This is a genomic window from Nocardia xishanensis NBRC 101358 (assembly GCF_001613365.1).
In the GTDB taxonomy this organism is placed as follows: Bacteria; Actinomycetota; Actinomycetes; order Mycobacteriales; family Mycobacteriaceae; genus Nocardia; species Nocardia xishanensis.
In genome coordinates this window covers 41,993-58,243 of record NZ_BDCF01000012.1, presented here as the reverse complement: position 1 = coordinate 58,243, position 16,251 = coordinate 41,993, and the positions used below count along the sequence as shown (strand labels likewise).

General features: G+C 69.6%; 15 protein-coding genes. 10 read left to right on the top strand and 5 right to left on the bottom strand.

Annotation, left to right across the window (positions count from 1 at the left end; translation table 11 throughout):
* Nucleotides 1–63: 63 nt before the first annotated feature.
* On the bottom strand, nucleotides 64–1,131 hold the full coding sequence (locus NX1_RS11805; protein WP_068057627.1) for an ABC transporter substrate-binding protein: 1,068 nt from the start codon (nucleotides 1,129–1,131) through the stop codon (nucleotides 64–66).
* A gap of 79 nt (nucleotides 1,132–1,210) precedes the next feature.
* Nucleotides 1,211–2,008: a VOC family protein gene (locus NX1_RS11800; RefSeq protein ID WP_068057624.1), complete on the bottom strand. Its 798-nt coding sequence runs from the start codon at nucleotides 2,006–2,008 to the stop codon at nucleotides 1,211–1,213.
* A 272-nt stretch (nucleotides 2,009–2,280) separates the two neighbouring features.
* Here NX1_RS11800 and ctaD point away from each other — a divergent pair, with 272 nt between their 5' ends.
* The 9 genes from ctaD to NX1_RS11755 all read left to right on the top strand — a co-directional run bounded on the left by ctaD (nucleotide 2,281) and on the right by NX1_RS11755 (nucleotide 12,094).
* Entirely contained in the window at nucleotides 2,281–4,023 is a 1,743-nt protein-coding gene (ctaD, locus tag NX1_RS11795; RefSeq protein WP_084501345.1) for an aa3-type cytochrome oxidase subunit I, read from the top strand.
* A 103-nt stretch (nucleotides 4,024–4,126) separates the two neighbouring features.
* Nucleotides 4,127–5,347: a phosphoserine phosphatase SerB gene (gene serB / locus NX1_RS11790; protein WP_068057831.1), complete on the top strand. Its 1,221-nt coding sequence runs from the start codon at nucleotides 4,127–4,129 to the stop codon at nucleotides 5,345–5,347.
* Between the two features lie 150 nt (nucleotides 5,348–5,497).
* Nucleotides 5,498–5,968, top strand: a complete 471-nt coding sequence (locus NX1_RS11785; protein WP_157119682.1) for a protease inhibitor I42 family protein — start codon at nucleotides 5,498–5,500, stop codon at nucleotides 5,966–5,968.
* Nucleotides 5,969–6,745 (top strand): aminoacyl-tRNA hydrolase, encoded by a 777-nt coding sequence (locus NX1_RS11780; protein WP_068057618.1) that lies wholly within the window; start codon nucleotides 5,969–5,971, stop codon nucleotides 6,743–6,745.
* 338 nt (nucleotides 6,746–7,083) lie between these two features.
* Nucleotides 7,084–7,917 carry an ABC transporter ATP-binding protein gene (locus tag NX1_RS11775; protein WP_068057829.1) on the top strand — a complete coding sequence of 278 codons (834 nt, stop codon included), beginning with the start codon at nucleotides 7,084–7,086 and terminating at the stop codon, nucleotides 7,915–7,917.
* Between the two features lie 118 nt (nucleotides 7,918–8,035).
* Nucleotides 8,036–8,806: an NUDIX hydrolase gene (locus NX1_RS11770; protein ID WP_157119698.1), complete on the top strand. Its 771-nt coding sequence runs from the start codon at nucleotides 8,036–8,038 to the stop codon at nucleotides 8,804–8,806.
* A 138-nt stretch (nucleotides 8,807–8,944) separates the two neighbouring features.
* Complete coding sequence (locus NX1_RS11765; RefSeq protein WP_068057827.1) at nucleotides 8,945–9,721, top strand: enoyl-CoA hydratase-related protein; 777 nt, start codon at nucleotides 8,945–8,947, stop codon at nucleotides 9,719–9,721.
* Between the two features lie 180 nt (nucleotides 9,722–9,901).
* On the top strand, nucleotides 9,902–10,879 hold the full coding sequence (locus NX1_RS11760) for a class I SAM-dependent methyltransferase (RefSeq protein WP_068057614.1): 978 nt from the start codon (nucleotides 9,902–9,904) through the stop codon (nucleotides 10,877–10,879).
* On the top strand, nucleotides 10,880–12,094 hold the full coding sequence (locus NX1_RS11755; RefSeq protein ID WP_068057613.1) for a THUMP-like domain-containing protein: 1,215 nt from the start codon (nucleotides 10,880–10,882) through the stop codon (nucleotides 12,092–12,094). It begins immediately after the preceding gene.
* Nucleotides 12,095–12,123: 29 nt separating this feature from the next.
* Here NX1_RS11755 and NX1_RS11750 read toward each other — a convergent pair whose 3' ends face one another.
* Together NX1_RS11750 and NX1_RS11745 are read right to left on the bottom strand one after the other, a co-directional pair.
* On the bottom strand, nucleotides 12,124–12,663 hold the full coding sequence (locus NX1_RS11750; RefSeq protein ID WP_068057826.1) for a DUF1697 domain-containing protein: 540 nt from the start codon (nucleotides 12,661–12,663) through the stop codon (nucleotides 12,124–12,126).
* A gap of 53 nt (nucleotides 12,664–12,716) precedes the next feature.
* The gene (locus NX1_RS11745; protein WP_068057612.1) at nucleotides 12,717–13,466 is read right to left on the bottom strand and encodes an acyltransferase; all 750 of its coding nucleotides are present in this window, start codon (nucleotides 13,464–13,466) and stop codon (nucleotides 12,717–12,719) included.
* Between the two features lie 179 nt (nucleotides 13,467–13,645).
* Between NX1_RS11745 and NX1_RS11740 the strand changes: the two genes are divergently transcribed.
* Nucleotides 13,646–14,977 carry an outer membrane protein assembly factor BamB family protein gene (locus NX1_RS11740; protein ID WP_245668446.1) on the top strand — a complete coding sequence of 444 codons (1,332 nt, stop codon included), beginning with the start codon at nucleotides 13,646–13,648 and terminating at the stop codon, nucleotides 14,975–14,977.
* An 8-nt stretch (nucleotides 14,978–14,985) separates the two neighbouring features.
* On the opposite strand, the gene NX1_RS11735 is transcribed toward NX1_RS11740, so the two are convergent.
* Nucleotides 14,986–16,248: a glycosyltransferase family 4 protein gene (locus tag NX1_RS11735; RefSeq protein ID WP_068057610.1), complete on the bottom strand. Its 1,263-nt coding sequence runs from the start codon at nucleotides 16,246–16,248 to the stop codon at nucleotides 14,986–14,988.
* Nucleotides 16,249–16,251 lie beyond the last annotated feature (3 nt).

The following is a 16,251-nucleotide window of genomic DNA, read 5'->3' as shown; positions in this document are numbered from 1 at the left end:
CACGACGGATTGGACGAACGCCCAGCGTGGGCGGTCCGGCGGTGGTGGAGCGTGGACGAACCGTCAGTCGGTGACGTATCCGTTGAGCGTCTTCTGAAGATCGGTCAGCAGCGCGCGGGCCGCGGTGAGCCCGTCGCCGTGCCAGACGCTGTCCTCGACGGCGAAGACGCGGCGGTCGGTGGCGGCGCCGAGTTCCTTCCACTCGTCGCCGCGCATCACCTTCTCGCCCTGTTCCTTGCCCGATTCACCGGCCAGGACGACGTAGACGATGTCGCCTTCGACCTTCGTGCCGAGCTGGCCGGACGCGACGTCGAAGGACGCGCCGCGCTGGGCCGTCGGCCGCTGAACGCCCACGTCGGCAAGGACCTGGCCCGCGAAACTGTTGGCGCCCTGGACCTGAATGGCGTCACCGGTGAAGCGGACGACCGACGCCTGACTCTGGTTGGCGGCGATAGAGGTTCCGATGTCGGCGGCCTCGGTGTGGAAGTTCTCCAGCGCGGTGGTCGCCGCGCCGCGCCGGTCGAGCCCCTCGGCGAAAGCGCCGAACCGGGCCTGCCAGCTGGTAGGAGCGCCGACCAGCACGGTCGGCGCGATGGCTCGCAGTGCGTCGAAAGTGGCCGCGCCCGACGGTTGTTCGCCGATGATGACGTCGGGACGCAGTTCCGCGATCTTGGCGAGATCGGGCGCGGCGGGGGTGCCGATGCTCGGGACCTTCAGCACGCCGGTGCCGAGGAACTCCGGCTGCGGACGCGCGCCATCCACGGTCACCGCGCCGACGACGCGCTCCCACAGGCCGAGTGCGCAGGTGGCATCGAGCGCGGAGGTGGTCAGCACGACGATGCGCTGCGGATCGGCGGGTACCTCGGAGACCCCGGCGGCGTGGGTGACGCCGCGGGTGCCCGAAGGCTGGTCGGGTGCGCTGGGCAGCGCGCAGGCCCGCGTCGTGTCGCGCTCCAAGCCGACCACACTCGCGCCCGCGATATTGGTGGTGGTGCGGATGATCGAACTCGCGTCGTCGGACTGGTTGCCGCAGCCGACCAGCGCGGCGACGCAGAGGGCCGCGACGGCGGCCGTGCCGTAACGGGTGGCGACAGTGCGGTTTCGGGTGCGAACGAGGGCGCTCACCGGCATGCCGGAGAGGGTACAGGCGTCGAAAGACGCGGCCGAGGCGCGGGTGGCGGCCCGGGCCTCGGCGAACGAACCCGCTACCTCAGGCGACGTCGCCGCCGAGATGGAAGATCGCGCCGGTCGGATCGGCGACCGTGGCCATCCGTCCGTACGGGGTGTCCTGGGCGGCCGAGACGACCTTGCCGCCGAGCGCGATCGCCTGAGCGACCGCCTTGTCCACGTCGTCGGCGCCGAAATACACCGTCCAGCCCGCGGGGGCGCCCGGCGGCAAGAAGCCGGAGGCGTCCATCACGCCGCCGAGCATCGGGCTGGTCGAGTGGATGGTGGTGTAGCGGAAGTCGGGTGCGCCGGGCATCTCGTAGGTGTCGGACCAGCCGAACACATCGCGGTAGAACGCCAGCGAGGCCTGGTACGCCCGGGTGTGCAGCTCGAACCAGGACGGAGCGCCCGCGTGATTGCGCCACTTGCCACCCTCGACGATGGCCTCGGTCTCGATTCCGCCGAACGTGCCGGCCTGCCAGATGCCGACGCCCGCACCGTCCGCATCGGCGAGCACCGCCATCGTGCCGAGATCGCCCACGTCCATCGGCTCCACGATCACGGACCCGCCGTGCGCGCTCGCGGCCGCGGCGGTGGCACGGGCGTCCGGTGCGGACAGGTAGACGGTCCACCGATCCGGCCCGGTGTCGCCGTCGTCCATCCTGCCCATCCCGCCCGCGACGGCCTTGCCGTCCTTGCGGAAGGTGAGGTAGCCGCCGAATTCCGCGCCCGCGCGGTCGACGGTCCAGCCGAACAGGTCGCCGTAGAAGGCGATGCTGCGTTCGGGATCGGCGGTGTAGAGGTCGACCCAGACGGGGTCGCCCGGCTTCGGGGTGGTCATGTGCGGTCTCCTCGCAGGTGACGAACTGTTGTCATCGATAGAGACGACGGCCGCGCCGGGAACTCATCGGCGCACGCCACGGGTGTCGCGCGGGGTACCGCGGACGACCGGTGACCAACGAAATACGACGCAGAGTAGGACCCGTGCTGTCGGCCCTGACGGCACCGTTTACGATCTCAGGAGCGCAAGCGAACTGTCCGCTGTCTCGGGAACGGGATGAAGGCGAGCAGCGGAGCTCGCGGAGCGACCTAAAGGCACCTTCAGGAGGATCAGTGACTGCGGTAGAGCCCAGACCAGTCCCTCAGTTGGAAGCGACTCGACCGTATCCGGCCCGGACCGGACCCAAGGGTTCTTTCCTCTACAAGATGGTCACCACCACGGACCCCAAGGTGCTCGGCACCATGTACCTGGTGACCGCGATCAGCTTCTTCATGGTCGGCGGTCTGATGGCGCTGCTGATGCGTGCCGAGCTGGCGCGCCCCGGCCTGCAGTTCCTCTCCCCGGAACAGTTCAACCAGCTGTTCACCATGCACGGCACGATCATGCTGCTGTTCTACGCGACCGCGATCGTGTTCGGCTTCGCCAACATCATCCTGCCGCTGCAGATCGGCGCCCCTGACGTCGCCTTCCCGCGCCTGAACGCCTTCAGCTACTGGCTGTACCTGTTCGGCGGCACGATGGCGACCGCGGGCTTCGTCACCCCGGGCGGCGCGGCCGACTTCGGCTGGACCGCGTACGTCCCGCTGACCGACATCCTGCACTCGCCCGGCGTCGGCACCGACCTGTGGATCCTCGGCCTCGCCGTCTCCGGTCTCGGTACCATCCTCGGTGGCGTGAACATGCTGACCACCGTGGTCTGCCTGCGCGCGCCCGGCATGACCATGTTCCGGATGCCGATCTTCACCTGGAACATCGCCGTCACCAGCGTCCTGATCCTGCTCGCCTTCCCGCTGCTCACCGCGGCGCTGTTCGGCCTGGCCTACGACCGCCACCTCGGCGGCCACATCTACGACCCGGCCACCGGCGGCATCATGCTGTACCAGCACCTGTTCTGGTTCTTCGGCCACCCCGAGGTGTACATCATCGCGCTGCCGTTCTTCGGCATCGTCTCGGAGATCTTCCCGGTGTTCAGCCGCAAGCCGATCTTCGGTTACACCACCCTGGTGTACGCGACTCTCGGCATCGCCGCCCTGTCCATCGCGGTGTGGGCGCACCACATGTACGCGACCGGCGCCGTGCTGCTGCCGTACTTCTCGTTCATGACCTTCCTCATCGCGGTGCCGACCGGCGTGAAGTTCTTCAACTGGATCGGCACGATGTGGCGCGGCCAGCTGACCTTCGAGTCGCCGATGCTGTGGTCGATCGGCTTCCTCGTGACCTTCCTCTTCGGTGGTCTTTCGGGTGTCATCCTGGCCTCGCCGCCGATGGACTTCCACGTGTCCGACACCTACTTCGTGGTGGCCCACTTCCACTACGTGCTCTTCGGCACTATCGTGTTCGCCACCTTCGCGGGCATCTACTTCTGGTTCCCGAAGATGACCGGCCGCATGATGGACGAGCGCCTGGCCAAGTGGCACTTCTGGGCGACCTTCGTCGGCTTCCACACCACCTTCCTGGTGCAGCACTGGCTCGGTAACGAGGGCATGCCCCGTCGTTACGCCGACTACCTGCCGTCCGACGGTTTCACCGCGCTGAACACCATCTCGACCATCGGCGCGTTCGTCCTCGGCGCTTCGATGCTGCCGTTCCTCTGGAACGTCTTCAAGAGCTACCGCTACGGCGAGGTCGTGACCGTCGACGACCCCTGGGGCTACGGCAACTCGCTGGAGTGGGCGACCACTTGCCCGCCGCCGCGGCACAACTTCTACGAGCTGCCGCGCATCCGGTCCGAGCGTCCCGCGTTCGAGCTGCACTACCCGCACATGGTGGAGCGCATGCGCGCCGAGGCGCACGTGGGCTGGGGCTCCGGCAAGCACGCCACCGCCGTCACCGAGGGCGAGCTGGTAAAGCACTAGCATGCAAAACGACGAATGTGCACCCGTTGATACCAGCGGGTGCACACTCGTTTCATGAGGAAATAACGCCCCGAACCGGCACACAGACTTGGAGCGCACCGACTTGGCCGACACCACCGTTCTCGTCACTGTCACCGGACCCGACCGGCCCGGTGTGACGTCCGTGCTGCTCGCGGCGATGTCGCGGCACCAGGTGAGCCTGCTGGATGTGGAGCAGGTCGTCATCCGCGGCCGGCTCACCCTCGGTGTCCTGGTCACCTGCCCGAACGACCCCGAAGAGCTCCAGGAGGAGCTCGAGGAAGCGATGAACACCGTCGGCATGGTCGTCGACGTGGAGGTTGGCGCCGCGATCGGGCGGGCGCCGATGTCCACGCACGCGGTGGTCATTCTCGGTGCGCCGGTGACCGCCCGGGCGTTCAGCGCGGTGTCGCGGCAGCTCGCGGCGCTCGGCGCGAACATCGACACCATCCGCGGCATCGCCGACTACCCGGTCACCGGCATGGAGCTGCTGGTCTCGGCCACCGACACGGGCGCCGACACCGACTCCAGGCTGCGCACCGCGCTGGCCGAGGTCGCGGTCGCCGAAGAGGTCGACGTGGCGGTGGAGCGGGCCGGGCTGGCGCGGCGGGCCAAGCGGCTCATCGTGTTCGACGTCGACTCGACGCTGATCCAGGGCGAGGTCATCGAGATGCTCGCCGCGCACGCGGGTGTCGAGGAACAGGTCCGCCAGGTCACCGAGGCGGCCATGCGCGGCGAGATCGACTTCGCCGAATCGCTGCGCCAGCGCGTCGCGACCCTGGAGGGGCTGGACGAATCGGTCATCGAGGAGGTGGCCGACCGGATCGAGCTGACGCCAGGCGCGCGCACCACCATCCGCACGCTGCGCCGCATCGGCTTCCGCTGCGGTGTGGTGTCCGGCGGCTTCCGCCAGGTCATCGAGCCGCTCGCGCACGAACTCGAACTCGACTTCGTGCAGGCGAACACGCTGGAGATCAAGGACGGCAAGCTGACCGGCCGCGTGGTCGGCGACATCGTCGACCGCGCCGCCAAGGCGACCGCGCTGCGCAAGTTCGCCGCCGAGGCCGGGGTACCGATGGAACAGACCGTCGCGGTCGGCGACGGCGCCAACGACATCGACATGCTCAACGCCGCCGGGCTCGGCGTCGCCTTCAACGCCAAACCCGCGCTGCGCGAGGTCGCCGACGCGGCGCTCTCGCACCCCTACCTGGACGCGGTGCTGTTCATCCTCGGCGTCACCCGGCACGAGGTGGAGGCCGCCGACGCTCGCGACGGGCTGATGCGCCGCGTGCCGCTGATCCAGTAGTCCGCGCGACGCAACGTCTTTCGCTTCGACGGACCGAACGCGCTGTGGTCTCGGCGGCGAGGTCCGGCCGTGCGCGGGTAATCGACGGACCGCGTCCGACAGCGCCATTAGGCTGGTCGCAGAGTGATCGTTCGGTGATCGGAGGATGCGGTGCGGAAGTCCCTGGCTGTGCTGCTGCTCGGCGTCGCGCTCGCCGCGTGCGGAACCGACGACGGGCACGAGGGGCACACACCGGCGACGTCGACCGTGACCACCGGCGCCGAACCGTCCGGAAACGTCGAGCCGTCGGGAGATGCCATGCACGTGACCGAGGCCGACAGCGGGCAACAGCGCGCGCTGAGCGTCGGCGGGCAATTGATCGTCACACTGCCGTCGAACCCGTCGACCGGATACGGCTGGCGGCTCGCCGCATTGGACCAAAGCGTGCTCCGGCCCGCAGGCGAGCCGGATTACCGGCCGAACGCCGACCGTCCGATCGCGCCCGGCTCCGGCGGCAGCGCGATGTGGACGTTCGTCGGGAATGCCGCGGGCGTCACCGAGCTTGCACTGGAGTACGCGCGCCCGTGGGAGCACGGCGTCGAGCCGGCACAGAAGTTCACGTTGAGGGTCGAGGTGAAGTGAATGAGCAGTCCGGACAGCGGTACCGTGGACGAATTGTCCACGGGGGAGGAGGGATTCCGCATCCGGCACGCGGAACTCGCGCTCGGTTACGGTGGCGCGGGCGATCCCGACGACCCCGATCAGGTGCAGGCCATGCAGATGGTGCTGCACCTGCCGAAGGCGGATCCGCCGCCGCGCAGCGCGTTGCTCGCCGCCGCGGCGGCTTCGGCGGTCGCGCTGTGCCTGGACGAGCGGGTCGGCCCGGACGGGCCTTGGGCGCCACGGTATCTCGCGTGGAAGCGCTCCCGGATTCGCAAGGTGGCGCGGCGTGCCCGCGGAGCTCAGTGGCTGGCGGCGGGCGATGTCGACGGCGTCACCGTGGAGATCGGTGGTGCGCAGGCGCGGGCCTTCGTGCCGAGCGCGGTCGGCGAGGTTGACGCGCGGATCAAGAAACTCCAGATCGGCGGCACCGATCTCGAGCACGACGAGCCCGGCCCGCCGGAACCGGATCTGCCTGTTCTGTGGGTGAATTCGGCGCTGAGGATGACGCTGGGCAAGAGCGCGGCACAGGTCGGTCACGCCAGTATGCTGCTGGCGGCCGCACTGGGCCCCGAAGACGCCTACCGGTGGTCACAGCGCGAATTCCATTGCGCGGTGCGTGAAGCCGATCCCGCACAGTGGCGGGCGTGCACCGAGCGGGTGGCGCGTGGCAGCGCGGTCGCGGTGCGCGACGCCGGTTTCACCGAGATTGCCCCGGGTTCGCTGACGGTGATCGCCGTGCCGCCCGAGTCCTGGTGAGTGGCATCGGGGAAAGACTGGAACCCGCGCCCGGCCGGCACACTGCGCCGCGCCGAGGTGTGGGCGATGGGTATTTGGGTATCAGTGACGCAACAGGGCCTCGGCCCCGCCGTCTCCGGAGGATGTCATGACGACGCTGCTGTTGATTCTCGCCGGATGGGTGCTCCTTTCACTGCCGCTGGCGCTGATCGTCGCCAGGATGTTCCGCCCGCTCGGTGGGCCGCCGTCGGCTCGTCCCCGTGCCGCACGGGTGGCGCGGCGCACCGTCGTCGCCCGTTTGGCCCGTTCGCTGCGACCGATGTGGGTCGGTCGGGCAAACCCGGCGCATGTGGGCCAAGATGGAGCGCGTGCCGCAACCGGATCCCGATCTGCTCATTGATTTCACCGACGTGACCGTCCGACGCTCGGGGCACACCCTCGTCGGCCCGGTCACCTGGCAGGTCGAGCTCGACGAACGCTGGGTCGTGCTCGGCCCGAACGGCGCGGGCAAGACCTCCCTGCTGCGCATGGCCGCCGCCGAGATGCACCCGACCTCCGGAATCGCCCACCTGCTCGGCGAGGTGATCGGCAAGGTCGACATCAACGAGCTACGGCCGCGCATCGGCCTCTCGTCGGCGGCGCTGGCCAACCGCGTGCCGCTGGACGAGAAGGTCAGCGATCTCGTGGTGTCCGCCGGGTACGCCGTGCTCGGCCGCTGGCGCGAACGCTACGACGACGTCGACATCGACCGCGCTGTCGACATGCTGGAAAGCTTGGGCGCCGAACACCTTTCCGACCGCACCTACGGCACCCTGTCCGAGGGAGAGCGCAAGCGGGTGTTGATCGCCCGCGCCCTGATGACCGATCCGGAGCTGCTGCTGCTCGACGAACCGGCGGCAGGCCTCGACCTCGGCGGCCGCGAGGAGCTGGTCGAGCGCCTCGGTGATCTGGCGGCCGACCCCGACGCACCGGCGATGGTGCTGGTGACCCACCACGTGGAGGAGATCCCGCCCGGTTTCACCCACGGACTGCTGCTCAACGAGGGCGAAGTGGTCGCCAAGGGCCTGCTGACCGATGTGCTCACCTCGGAGAACCTCAGCGACGCCTTCCGCCAGTCGATCGCGCTCGACCGCGTCGACGGCCGCTACTTCGCCCGGCGCGCGCGGAAGGCGGGGCAGCACCGGTCCAGGTAGCGAGACGCTGGGGGCTCCATCCTGCAGCGCCGGTTATGGTGCAGGTGTGAGTGAGACAACGACGTCCCCCGGCGATCGGCCGCAGGATTCCCCGCCCGTCAAGGACGCGTCAACGGTGATGCTGGTCCGCGACGGGGCGAACGGTCCCGAGGTGTTCCTGCAACGACGGGTCGGGGCGATGGCCTTCGCCGCGGGCATGACGGTGTTCCCCGGCGGCGGTGTCGATCCCGCCGACAGCACCGTCGAGATCGAATGGGCGGGCGCGGATCCCGCCTGGTGGGCCGAGCGTTTCGCGACTACCGAGGCGCGCGCCAAGGCGCTGGTGTGCGCGGCCGTGCGGGAGACGTTCGAGGAATGCGGCGTGCTGCTCGCGGGTCCGACCGGCGACTCCGTCGTCGGCGACACCACCCCGTACCGCGAGGCCCGCGGCAGACTGGAGCGCCGCGAGCTGTCCCTGGCGACCTTCCTGGCCGAGGAGAAGCTAGTGCTGCGCGCCGATCTGCTGCGCCCATGGGCGAACTGGATCACCCCGGTAGTCGAACCGCGCCGATACGACACCCACTTCTTCGTCGCGGTCCTTCCGGAGGGCCAGCTCGCCGACGGCGCGACGACCGAGGCAGCCGAAGTGCAGTGGAGCACCCCGGCCGAGGCCCTCGACCGCTGGCGCGCGGGCACCGACATCCTGCTCCCGCCGACCTGGTCCCAGCTCGACGCCCTCAGCGAATTCACCTCGACGGCGGAGATTTTCGCGGCCGAACCGGTGATCGATCCGATCATGCCGGAACTCACCGAGGAGCACGGCGCCAAGGCGCTGAGCTTCCCTGGCAACGATCGCTACTTCGCCGATCTCCCCGGAACCGCCAAGCTCAGGGGCTCCGCCCGCGGATAGGGGCTCCTCGCAGAACTTCCACACGCTTCGCAGGCGTTACAGCCGCTGCGAAGCGTGCACAAGGTCTGCGAGGGCGTCAGGTCTGTTGGGCGATCGGTGATGCGGGACGCCGCGGTGGCGCGAGGTAGCGTGCGTGGCATGGCCGAATTCGTGACCCTGGAGCTGCCGGAAGGGGATGGTGCGCGGGGCGTCGCCGTCCTGCGGATCGCTCGTCCGCCGATGAACCTGATCAACGTCCAGGTGGTGCGAGAAGTGGCCGAGGCCGCGGCGGCGGTCGCGGCGCGTTCCGGCGTCGCCGCCCTGGTGGTCTACGGAGACGAGCGGGTGTTCTCGGCGGGCGACGACGTGGCCGAGCTGGCCGCGCTGGACGCCGACCAGGCCGCGGCCATGGCCGCCGACGTGCAAGCCGCGCTCGGCTGCCTGGCCAGGGTTCCGCAGCCGACCGTCGCCGCGATCAGCGGATACTGCCTCGGGGCCGGGCTGGAATTGGCGCTCGGCGCCGATCGCCGCGTCATCGGCGACAACGTCAAGCTCGGGCTGCCGCAGATTCACGCGGGACTGATCCCGCTCGCTGGCATCCGGCGGCTGTCGCTGCTGATCGGTCCTGGCGCGGCCAAAGATCTCGTGTACACCGGGCGTTTCGTGGAGCCGGACGAGGCGAAGGCGCTCGGTCTGGTCGACGAGGTCGTCGCGCCGGACGACGTCTTCACCGCCGCGCTGCGCTGGGCCGAACGCTTCACCGACGGACCCGGACGCGCGCTGGCCGCGGCCAAGGCGGTCTTCGAGGCGGGCCCGCACGGACTGGATCGCGCGCGCGGCGAATGGGCCGGATTGTTCGACACCGAAGATCGCCGGATCGGGACGGAATCCTATGTCGCCGATGGGCCCGGATCCGCGGCTTTCGTCGGGCGCTGAATTCGTCCGGTCAGGGTGTTGCGGGCGGCCGCCCGCACACAGACCGTCCGGTCTTTCCGGGGTGTGCCAGGAGATTGCCCTGATGGGAACACGTTCTCATCTGGCCATCGGTCCGGCGGGTCGCGGAATGCCCGGGCCGACAGCGGGCTTCATCTGGGGATTTATGTAGGCTAGGCGACCATGACGGTACGTCCCGACGACCCCGCGCCGAACCCGCACGCCACCGAGGCCGAGGTCGAAGCAGCGCTCAAGGATACGAAGCTCGCCCAGGTGCTCTACCACGACTGGGAGGCCGAGACCTACGACGACAAATGGTCCATCTCCTATGACGAGCGCTGTATCGACTACGCCCGCGGCCGCTTCGACGCCGCGGTGGGCCCCGCGCCGCTGCCCTACGAGAAGGCGCTCGAGCTCGGTTGCGGTACCGGCTTCTTCCTGCTGAACCTGATGCAGGGCGGCGTCGCCAAGTCCGGTTCGGTCACCGACCTCTCGCCGGGCATGGTGAAGGTCGCGCTGCGCAACGCCGAGAACCTGGGCCTGGACGTGGACGGCCGCGTCGCGGACGCGGAGACCATCCCCTACGACGACGACACCTTCGATCTCGTCGTCGGTCACGCGGTGCTGCACCACATCCCGGATGTGGAGCTGGCGCTCAAGGAGTGCCTGCGCGTGCTGAAGCCGGGCGGTCGCTTCGTCTTCGCGGGCGAGCCGACCACCGTCGGCAACTTCTACGCCCGCTGGCTCGGCCGCATCACCTGGAAGGCCACCACCACCGTCACGAAGCTGCCCGTGCTGGCGGGCTGGCGTCGTCCGCAGGAAGAGCTCGACGAGTCCTCGCGCGCCGCGGCGCTGGAGGCTGTCGTCGACCTGCACACCTTCGATCCGCGCGATCTCGAGGCGATGGCCAGGTCCGCGGGCGCCGTCGAGGTCAAGGCGAGCACCGAGGAATTCGCCGCCGCGCTGTGGGGCTGGCCGGTGCGCACCTTCGAGGCGGCCGTGCCCGCCGAGAAGCTCAGCATGGGCTACCGGATGGCGATGTACCGGGCGTGGCTCGGACTGAGCTGGGTGGACGAGAACGTCATGCGCCGCGTGGTGCCGCGCCAGTTCTTCTACAACGCCATGATCACCGGCGTGAAGCCGGGCGCGTCCGCCAAGTAGGTGGGCTACCGCTTCGGCCGCGCGGACATCGCGTTCCTCGCCTGCGCGGCGGGACGCGCCGCGCTGGCCGAGGTGGACCGGCTCGAGCTGACGTCGGCGACGCACCTGCGCGACTTGGAGCGGGTGCGTCGCGATCACGGCGAGCACGCCGCCGCCCTCGTGGAAACCGTACGGCTGCGGCGCAAAGCCGCCGCCAAACTGCACGGCGCGGGGGATTGGCTCTTCACCGACGACGCGCTCCAGCAGGCGACGCCGACGCCGGTCGCCCGCCACCGGGCGGCCCGGCTGGCCGGTCGGGCCGTGCACGACGTCACCTGCTCCATCGGCGCCGAACTCGTCGAACTCGCCGAGGTGTGTCCTGCCGTCGTCGGCAGCGACCTCGACGAGGTGCGCTTGGCGATCGCCGCGCACAATCTCGGTTCCCGCTGGGCGCCGCTGCCAGGCGGCGATCCGGCCGGACCGCGAAATGTGCTGCTGGCCAAGGCCGATGCCGTTGTGCCCAGTAGCACCGGCACGGTGATCATCGCCGATCCGGCCCGCCGCGCCGACGGCCGCCGCACCCACGATCCGGCCAAACTGCAACCCCCGCTGCCCGATCTGCTCGACGCGTACGCGGGGCGCGACATCGCCGTGAAGTGCGCGCCCGGACTGGATTTCGATCGCCTGGACTGGTACGGCGAGATCGAGGTCGTCTCGCTCGACGGCGCGGTGCGCGAGGCGTGCCTGTGGTCGGCGGGCCTCACCGAATCCGGTGTCGCCCGGCGCGCGACGGTGCTGAGTTCGCGCCGCGAGCCCGAGGTTCTCACCGACGCCGAGCCGGACGAGCTGCCCGAGCATCCGCCGGGCGAGTGGATCATCGATCCCGACGGCGCGATCGTGCGAGCCGGATTGGTCCGGCACTACGCCGCGAGACATGGTCTGTGGCAACTGGATCCGCACATCGCCTATCTCACCGGCGATGCGGTGCCCGATGGCGTGCGCGGCTTCCGTATCGAGGACCGGCTGGAGTTACGCGAGAAGACACTGAGGCAGGAGCTGGCGCGCCGTGGGTGCGGAGCGCTGGAGATCCTGGTGCGCGGCGTGGACGTCGACCCCGACGCGCTGCGCAAACGATTGAAGCTCAAAGGCAGTGAGCCCTACACCCTGGTGATCACTCGCATCGGCCGCACCGCGGCAGCGTTTCTGTGCATCGCGCACGCCGGAGCCGAGCGCTAGCGAGGTGTAGGCGTGAGTGCGGGCCAGATCTAGGACTCCAGCTTCTTCACGATCCGCTGCACCGTCAGCCAGGTGCGAGTGGTGATGTCCTTGCCGTAGGTCTTGTCCAGCCAGGCCATGAAGTCCGGCGTCTTCGGCGTGCTGTTGTCGATGACGGTGAGGAAGGCGCGGGCCTCGGCGTCGTATCCGACGACGCGGGTCAATTCGTCGCCGGTATCCGGGTGTTCGACGTTCGGGCTCTGGTCCTTGAAGAAGGTCACCGTGAGATACGAGCCGCGCTCGTGGGTGAGTCCCTCGAACGGATCGCGATCCAGCAGCTCGCGCAGTTCCTCGTAACTGCGCACGATGGTGCCCCCGGGAATCCCCAGTTCCCGGTTCAGCGCCTCCTGGATACGGTCCTCCAGCGCGGCCGCGTCGGCGTCGGCGCAGCGGAACACCACGTTGCCGCTGGACAAGATGGTCGCGACCTTCTCGAACCCGAGCCCCTCGAACACCGCGCGCAGCTTCTCGTTGCGCATGTTCGGGTTGGTCGGCATGATCCCGCGCAGCAGCGCCGCGTACCTGTTCATGCCGACGACCGTACTCGAGCCCACCGACGACTTCCGTCGAACGGCGCGGAGAACTACGCCTGCTGGGCGACGCCGTTCTTCTTGCGTTCGATGTCCTCCAGCGCGGCGATGTACTTCGCCCGCTCCTCGGCGCCCGCCTCCCAGGTGGCCTTGCGGTTCTTGACCACCTTCGCGGGCGCGCCGACGGCGATGCTGTAGTCCGGGATCTCGCCCTTGACCACCGCGTGCGCGCCGAGCACGCAGCCGCGGCCGACGCGGGTGTCGCGCAGCACGGTCACCTTCGCGGCGATCCACGTGTCGGGGCCGATCCGGACCGGGCTCTTCACGATGCCCTGATCCTTGATGGGCAGCGTGATGTCGTCCATCTTGTGGTCGAAGTCGCAGATGTAGCACCAGTCGGCGACCAGGGTGGATTCGCCGATCTCGATGTCGAGGTAGGTGTTGACGACATTGTCCTTGCCGAACACCACCTTGTCGCCGATCCGCAGCGAACCTTCGTGGCAGCGGATGGCGTTGCCGTCGCCGATGTGCACCCAGCGCCCGATCTCCATCCGGCTCAGCTCGGGGGTCGCGTGGATCTCGACCCGGCGGCCGAGGAACACCATGCCGCGCAGCACGATGTGCGGGTTGGCCAGCCTGAACTTGAACAGCCGGTAGTAGCGGACCAGATACCAGGGCGTATAGGCGCGGTTGGCGAGCACCCAGCGCAGCGACGCCTTGGTCAGAAATCGCGCCTGCTGCGGATCCCGGCGGCGCGAACCGCGCCACCGCGAGCGCAACGGTGCGCCCCACATGCTCGTCACGAACCGTTCTCCCGTCGTGTTCCCCGGGCAGCGACCCGAGGGTCCGTCATTGGCTACACAGCGTACTTTCGTGCCGCATCACGCCCGGGCTCTACCCTCACGTTCGCACTGCCGGAGGCGCGTCATATCGGGCGCAGGCTAGTCTTGCAGCGGCCATCGACCAGAGGGGAGAACAGCAGGTGCGAACCGGAGGCGTGCGGGTTGTCGCGACACGGCCGCGATCCCGGGTGCGTGCGGTGGCCGCGCTGGCCGCTCTCGGCACGCTGGCACTGACCGCCTGCGGCACCGATGTCGACGACATAGCGGTCGGCCCCGGCAAGGGGTGGCCCGCCGCGCATCACGACGGTCGCAACAGCGGCGTCAGCCCCGTGAGCGGCGCCCGCTCGCTGTCGTTGAGCTGGTCGAGACCCGCGGCGGGGCCCATCGAGCAGCCGGTCACCATCGGCGCCGAGGGACAGCTGTTCCTGACCACCCGCACCGCGAACGGGTGCGCCATCCTGTCGTTCCAGATGCCGACCGGCCGCAAGCGTTTCTGTGATGTGCTCGGCCCCAACGCGATCTCGTCGCCGACGGCGGTCGACGGCGTCAGCAATGTGTACGTCGGCGACGACGGCGCGGTGAACTCCTTCAATTACCTCGGTCAGCCGCGCTGGCGCACACCCGTTGCCGGCGTTCCGGTTTCGGTGCAGTTCACCGGTGACAGCAGGCTGCTCACCATCACCCAGTCCGGTCAGGTGGACGTGCTGGACCGGCAGACCGGCCAGCGGACGGTGCCGACCGTGCAATTGCTCGGCGAGCCCGACTTCCTGGAGAGCCCCGCTCTGACCCGGCCCGCCTCGGGCCAGGGGCTGGACGACTGCGGCACCGGCGGCCCGCAATGCCCGATCGCCAACATCTCGGCGATCGACGGAGCCACCGGCCGGTTCTACGTCACCGTGTGGCAGCCCGGTGCGCCCAGCGCCGCACTGATCGCGTTGCGCTACGCCGACAACAAGATTCAGCAGGAGTGGCGCGCGGAGATGCTGACCGAGGGCAGCGCAACCGGCCCAGCCCTTTCCGCCGACGGCGACACCGTCTACGTCGGCGACAACAGCAAGCGGCTGATCGCCGTCGACGCCGCCGACGGCCGCACCAAGTGGGTGCGGCCGCTGGGATTCGTTCCCAGCGGCGGGATCTCGGTGTCCGGCGACGGCCTGATCATCCCGGCGGGCGACGAGGGCTATCTGCTCGCCCTGCGTGACACCGGTGACGGCTCCGAGATCGCCTGGGAGCGCAAGGATCTTGCGTTGCGCGGCGCCCCGGTGCAGACCGCGGGCGACACCGGCTACACCGCCGCCGCGATCGGCGACGGCCTGAGCCTGATCACCTTCGACACCGGCAGCGGCGACACCATCGATTCCGATGTGCTGCCCGGCGCGAAGGGCACCACCACCGGCACCTCGGTCGGGCCCGAGGGCGAGGTGGTGGTGGCCACGCGCATCGGCGAGGTCTTCGTCTTCCAGCCGGAGTAACCCGCCGGTCAGAGCGGGTTGTTCGGATCCCGTTCCGGCAGTGGTCGTTCCACGATGACCGGCCTGCCGAGTGGATTGCGCACGCGGCGTTTGGCCGCCGAGTACACCTGCGCGGTCTCGGCCGCGACGACATCCCAGGCGAAGTCCGCCGTCAGTCGTTCCCGCGCGGCGTAGGCGCGGTCCTGGGTGGCGACGGGGTCGTCCAGCGTGGCGCGCACCGCCTCCACCAAGCCGTCCACGTCGGCGGGTTCGAAGGACGCGCCCGTCACGCCGTCGATGACGGCTTCGCCGAGCCCGCCCGCCGTCGAGGTGATCAGCGGGGTGCCCGCCGCGGCCGCCTCCAACGCCACGATGCCGAACGGCTCGTAGCGGCTCGGCAGCACGATGGCGTCGGCGCCGTGCAGCCAGCCGAGCAGTTCCTGATGACCGAGCTGGCCCGCGAAGGTGACCGCGCGCGCGACGCGGTGCACCCTGGCCCGTTCCCGCAGCCATTCGAATTGGGTGCCGACGCCCGCGATGGTCAGCGTGGTGCCGGGGTGGGCGCGGCGGATGCGGGGCAGCGCCGCGATGGCGTCCTGCACGCCCTTCTCGTACTCGAGCCTGCCGACGTAGAGCAGCCGGGGCGGGCCGGAGCGCGGGGAGCGCGGCCGGAAAGTCCACGCGCCCACGTCGATACCGTTGCGGATGACCGTCATCGGGATGCGCTCGGGACCGTAGAGGCGCTGCACTTCGTCCTGCATCGAGGTCGAGCAGGTGATCAGCGCGTCGGACTCGTTGGCGAGCCACCACTCGACGGAGTGCACCTGCTTGTTGACCTTGCCCGCGACCCAGCCGCTGTGACGGCCGGCCTCGGTGGCGTGGATGGTCGAGACCAGCGGCACGTCGTAGTACTCCGCGAGGGCGACGCCGGGGTGGGCCACCAGCCAGTCGTGCGCGTGCACGACGTCGGGCGTCCAGCCGTCACCGATGCCCGGCTTGCCGAGCGCGACGCCGGCGCGCACCATGGCGTGGCCCATGGCAAGGGTCCACGCCAGCATGTCCTCGCCGAAGTCGAAGCACGGCGGATCCTCGGCGACCGCGACCACCAGCACGCCGTCCTCGATGAAGGAGTGCGTCGGATGCGTCGACGAGTCGGTGCCGGAGGGGCGGCGGGACAGGACGACCACCTCGTGGCCCGCCGCGGCGAGCTCGGTGGCCAGGTGATGTACGTGGCGACCCAGCCCACCGACCACAACCGGTGGGTACTCCCACGACACCATCAAGATTTTCATGCA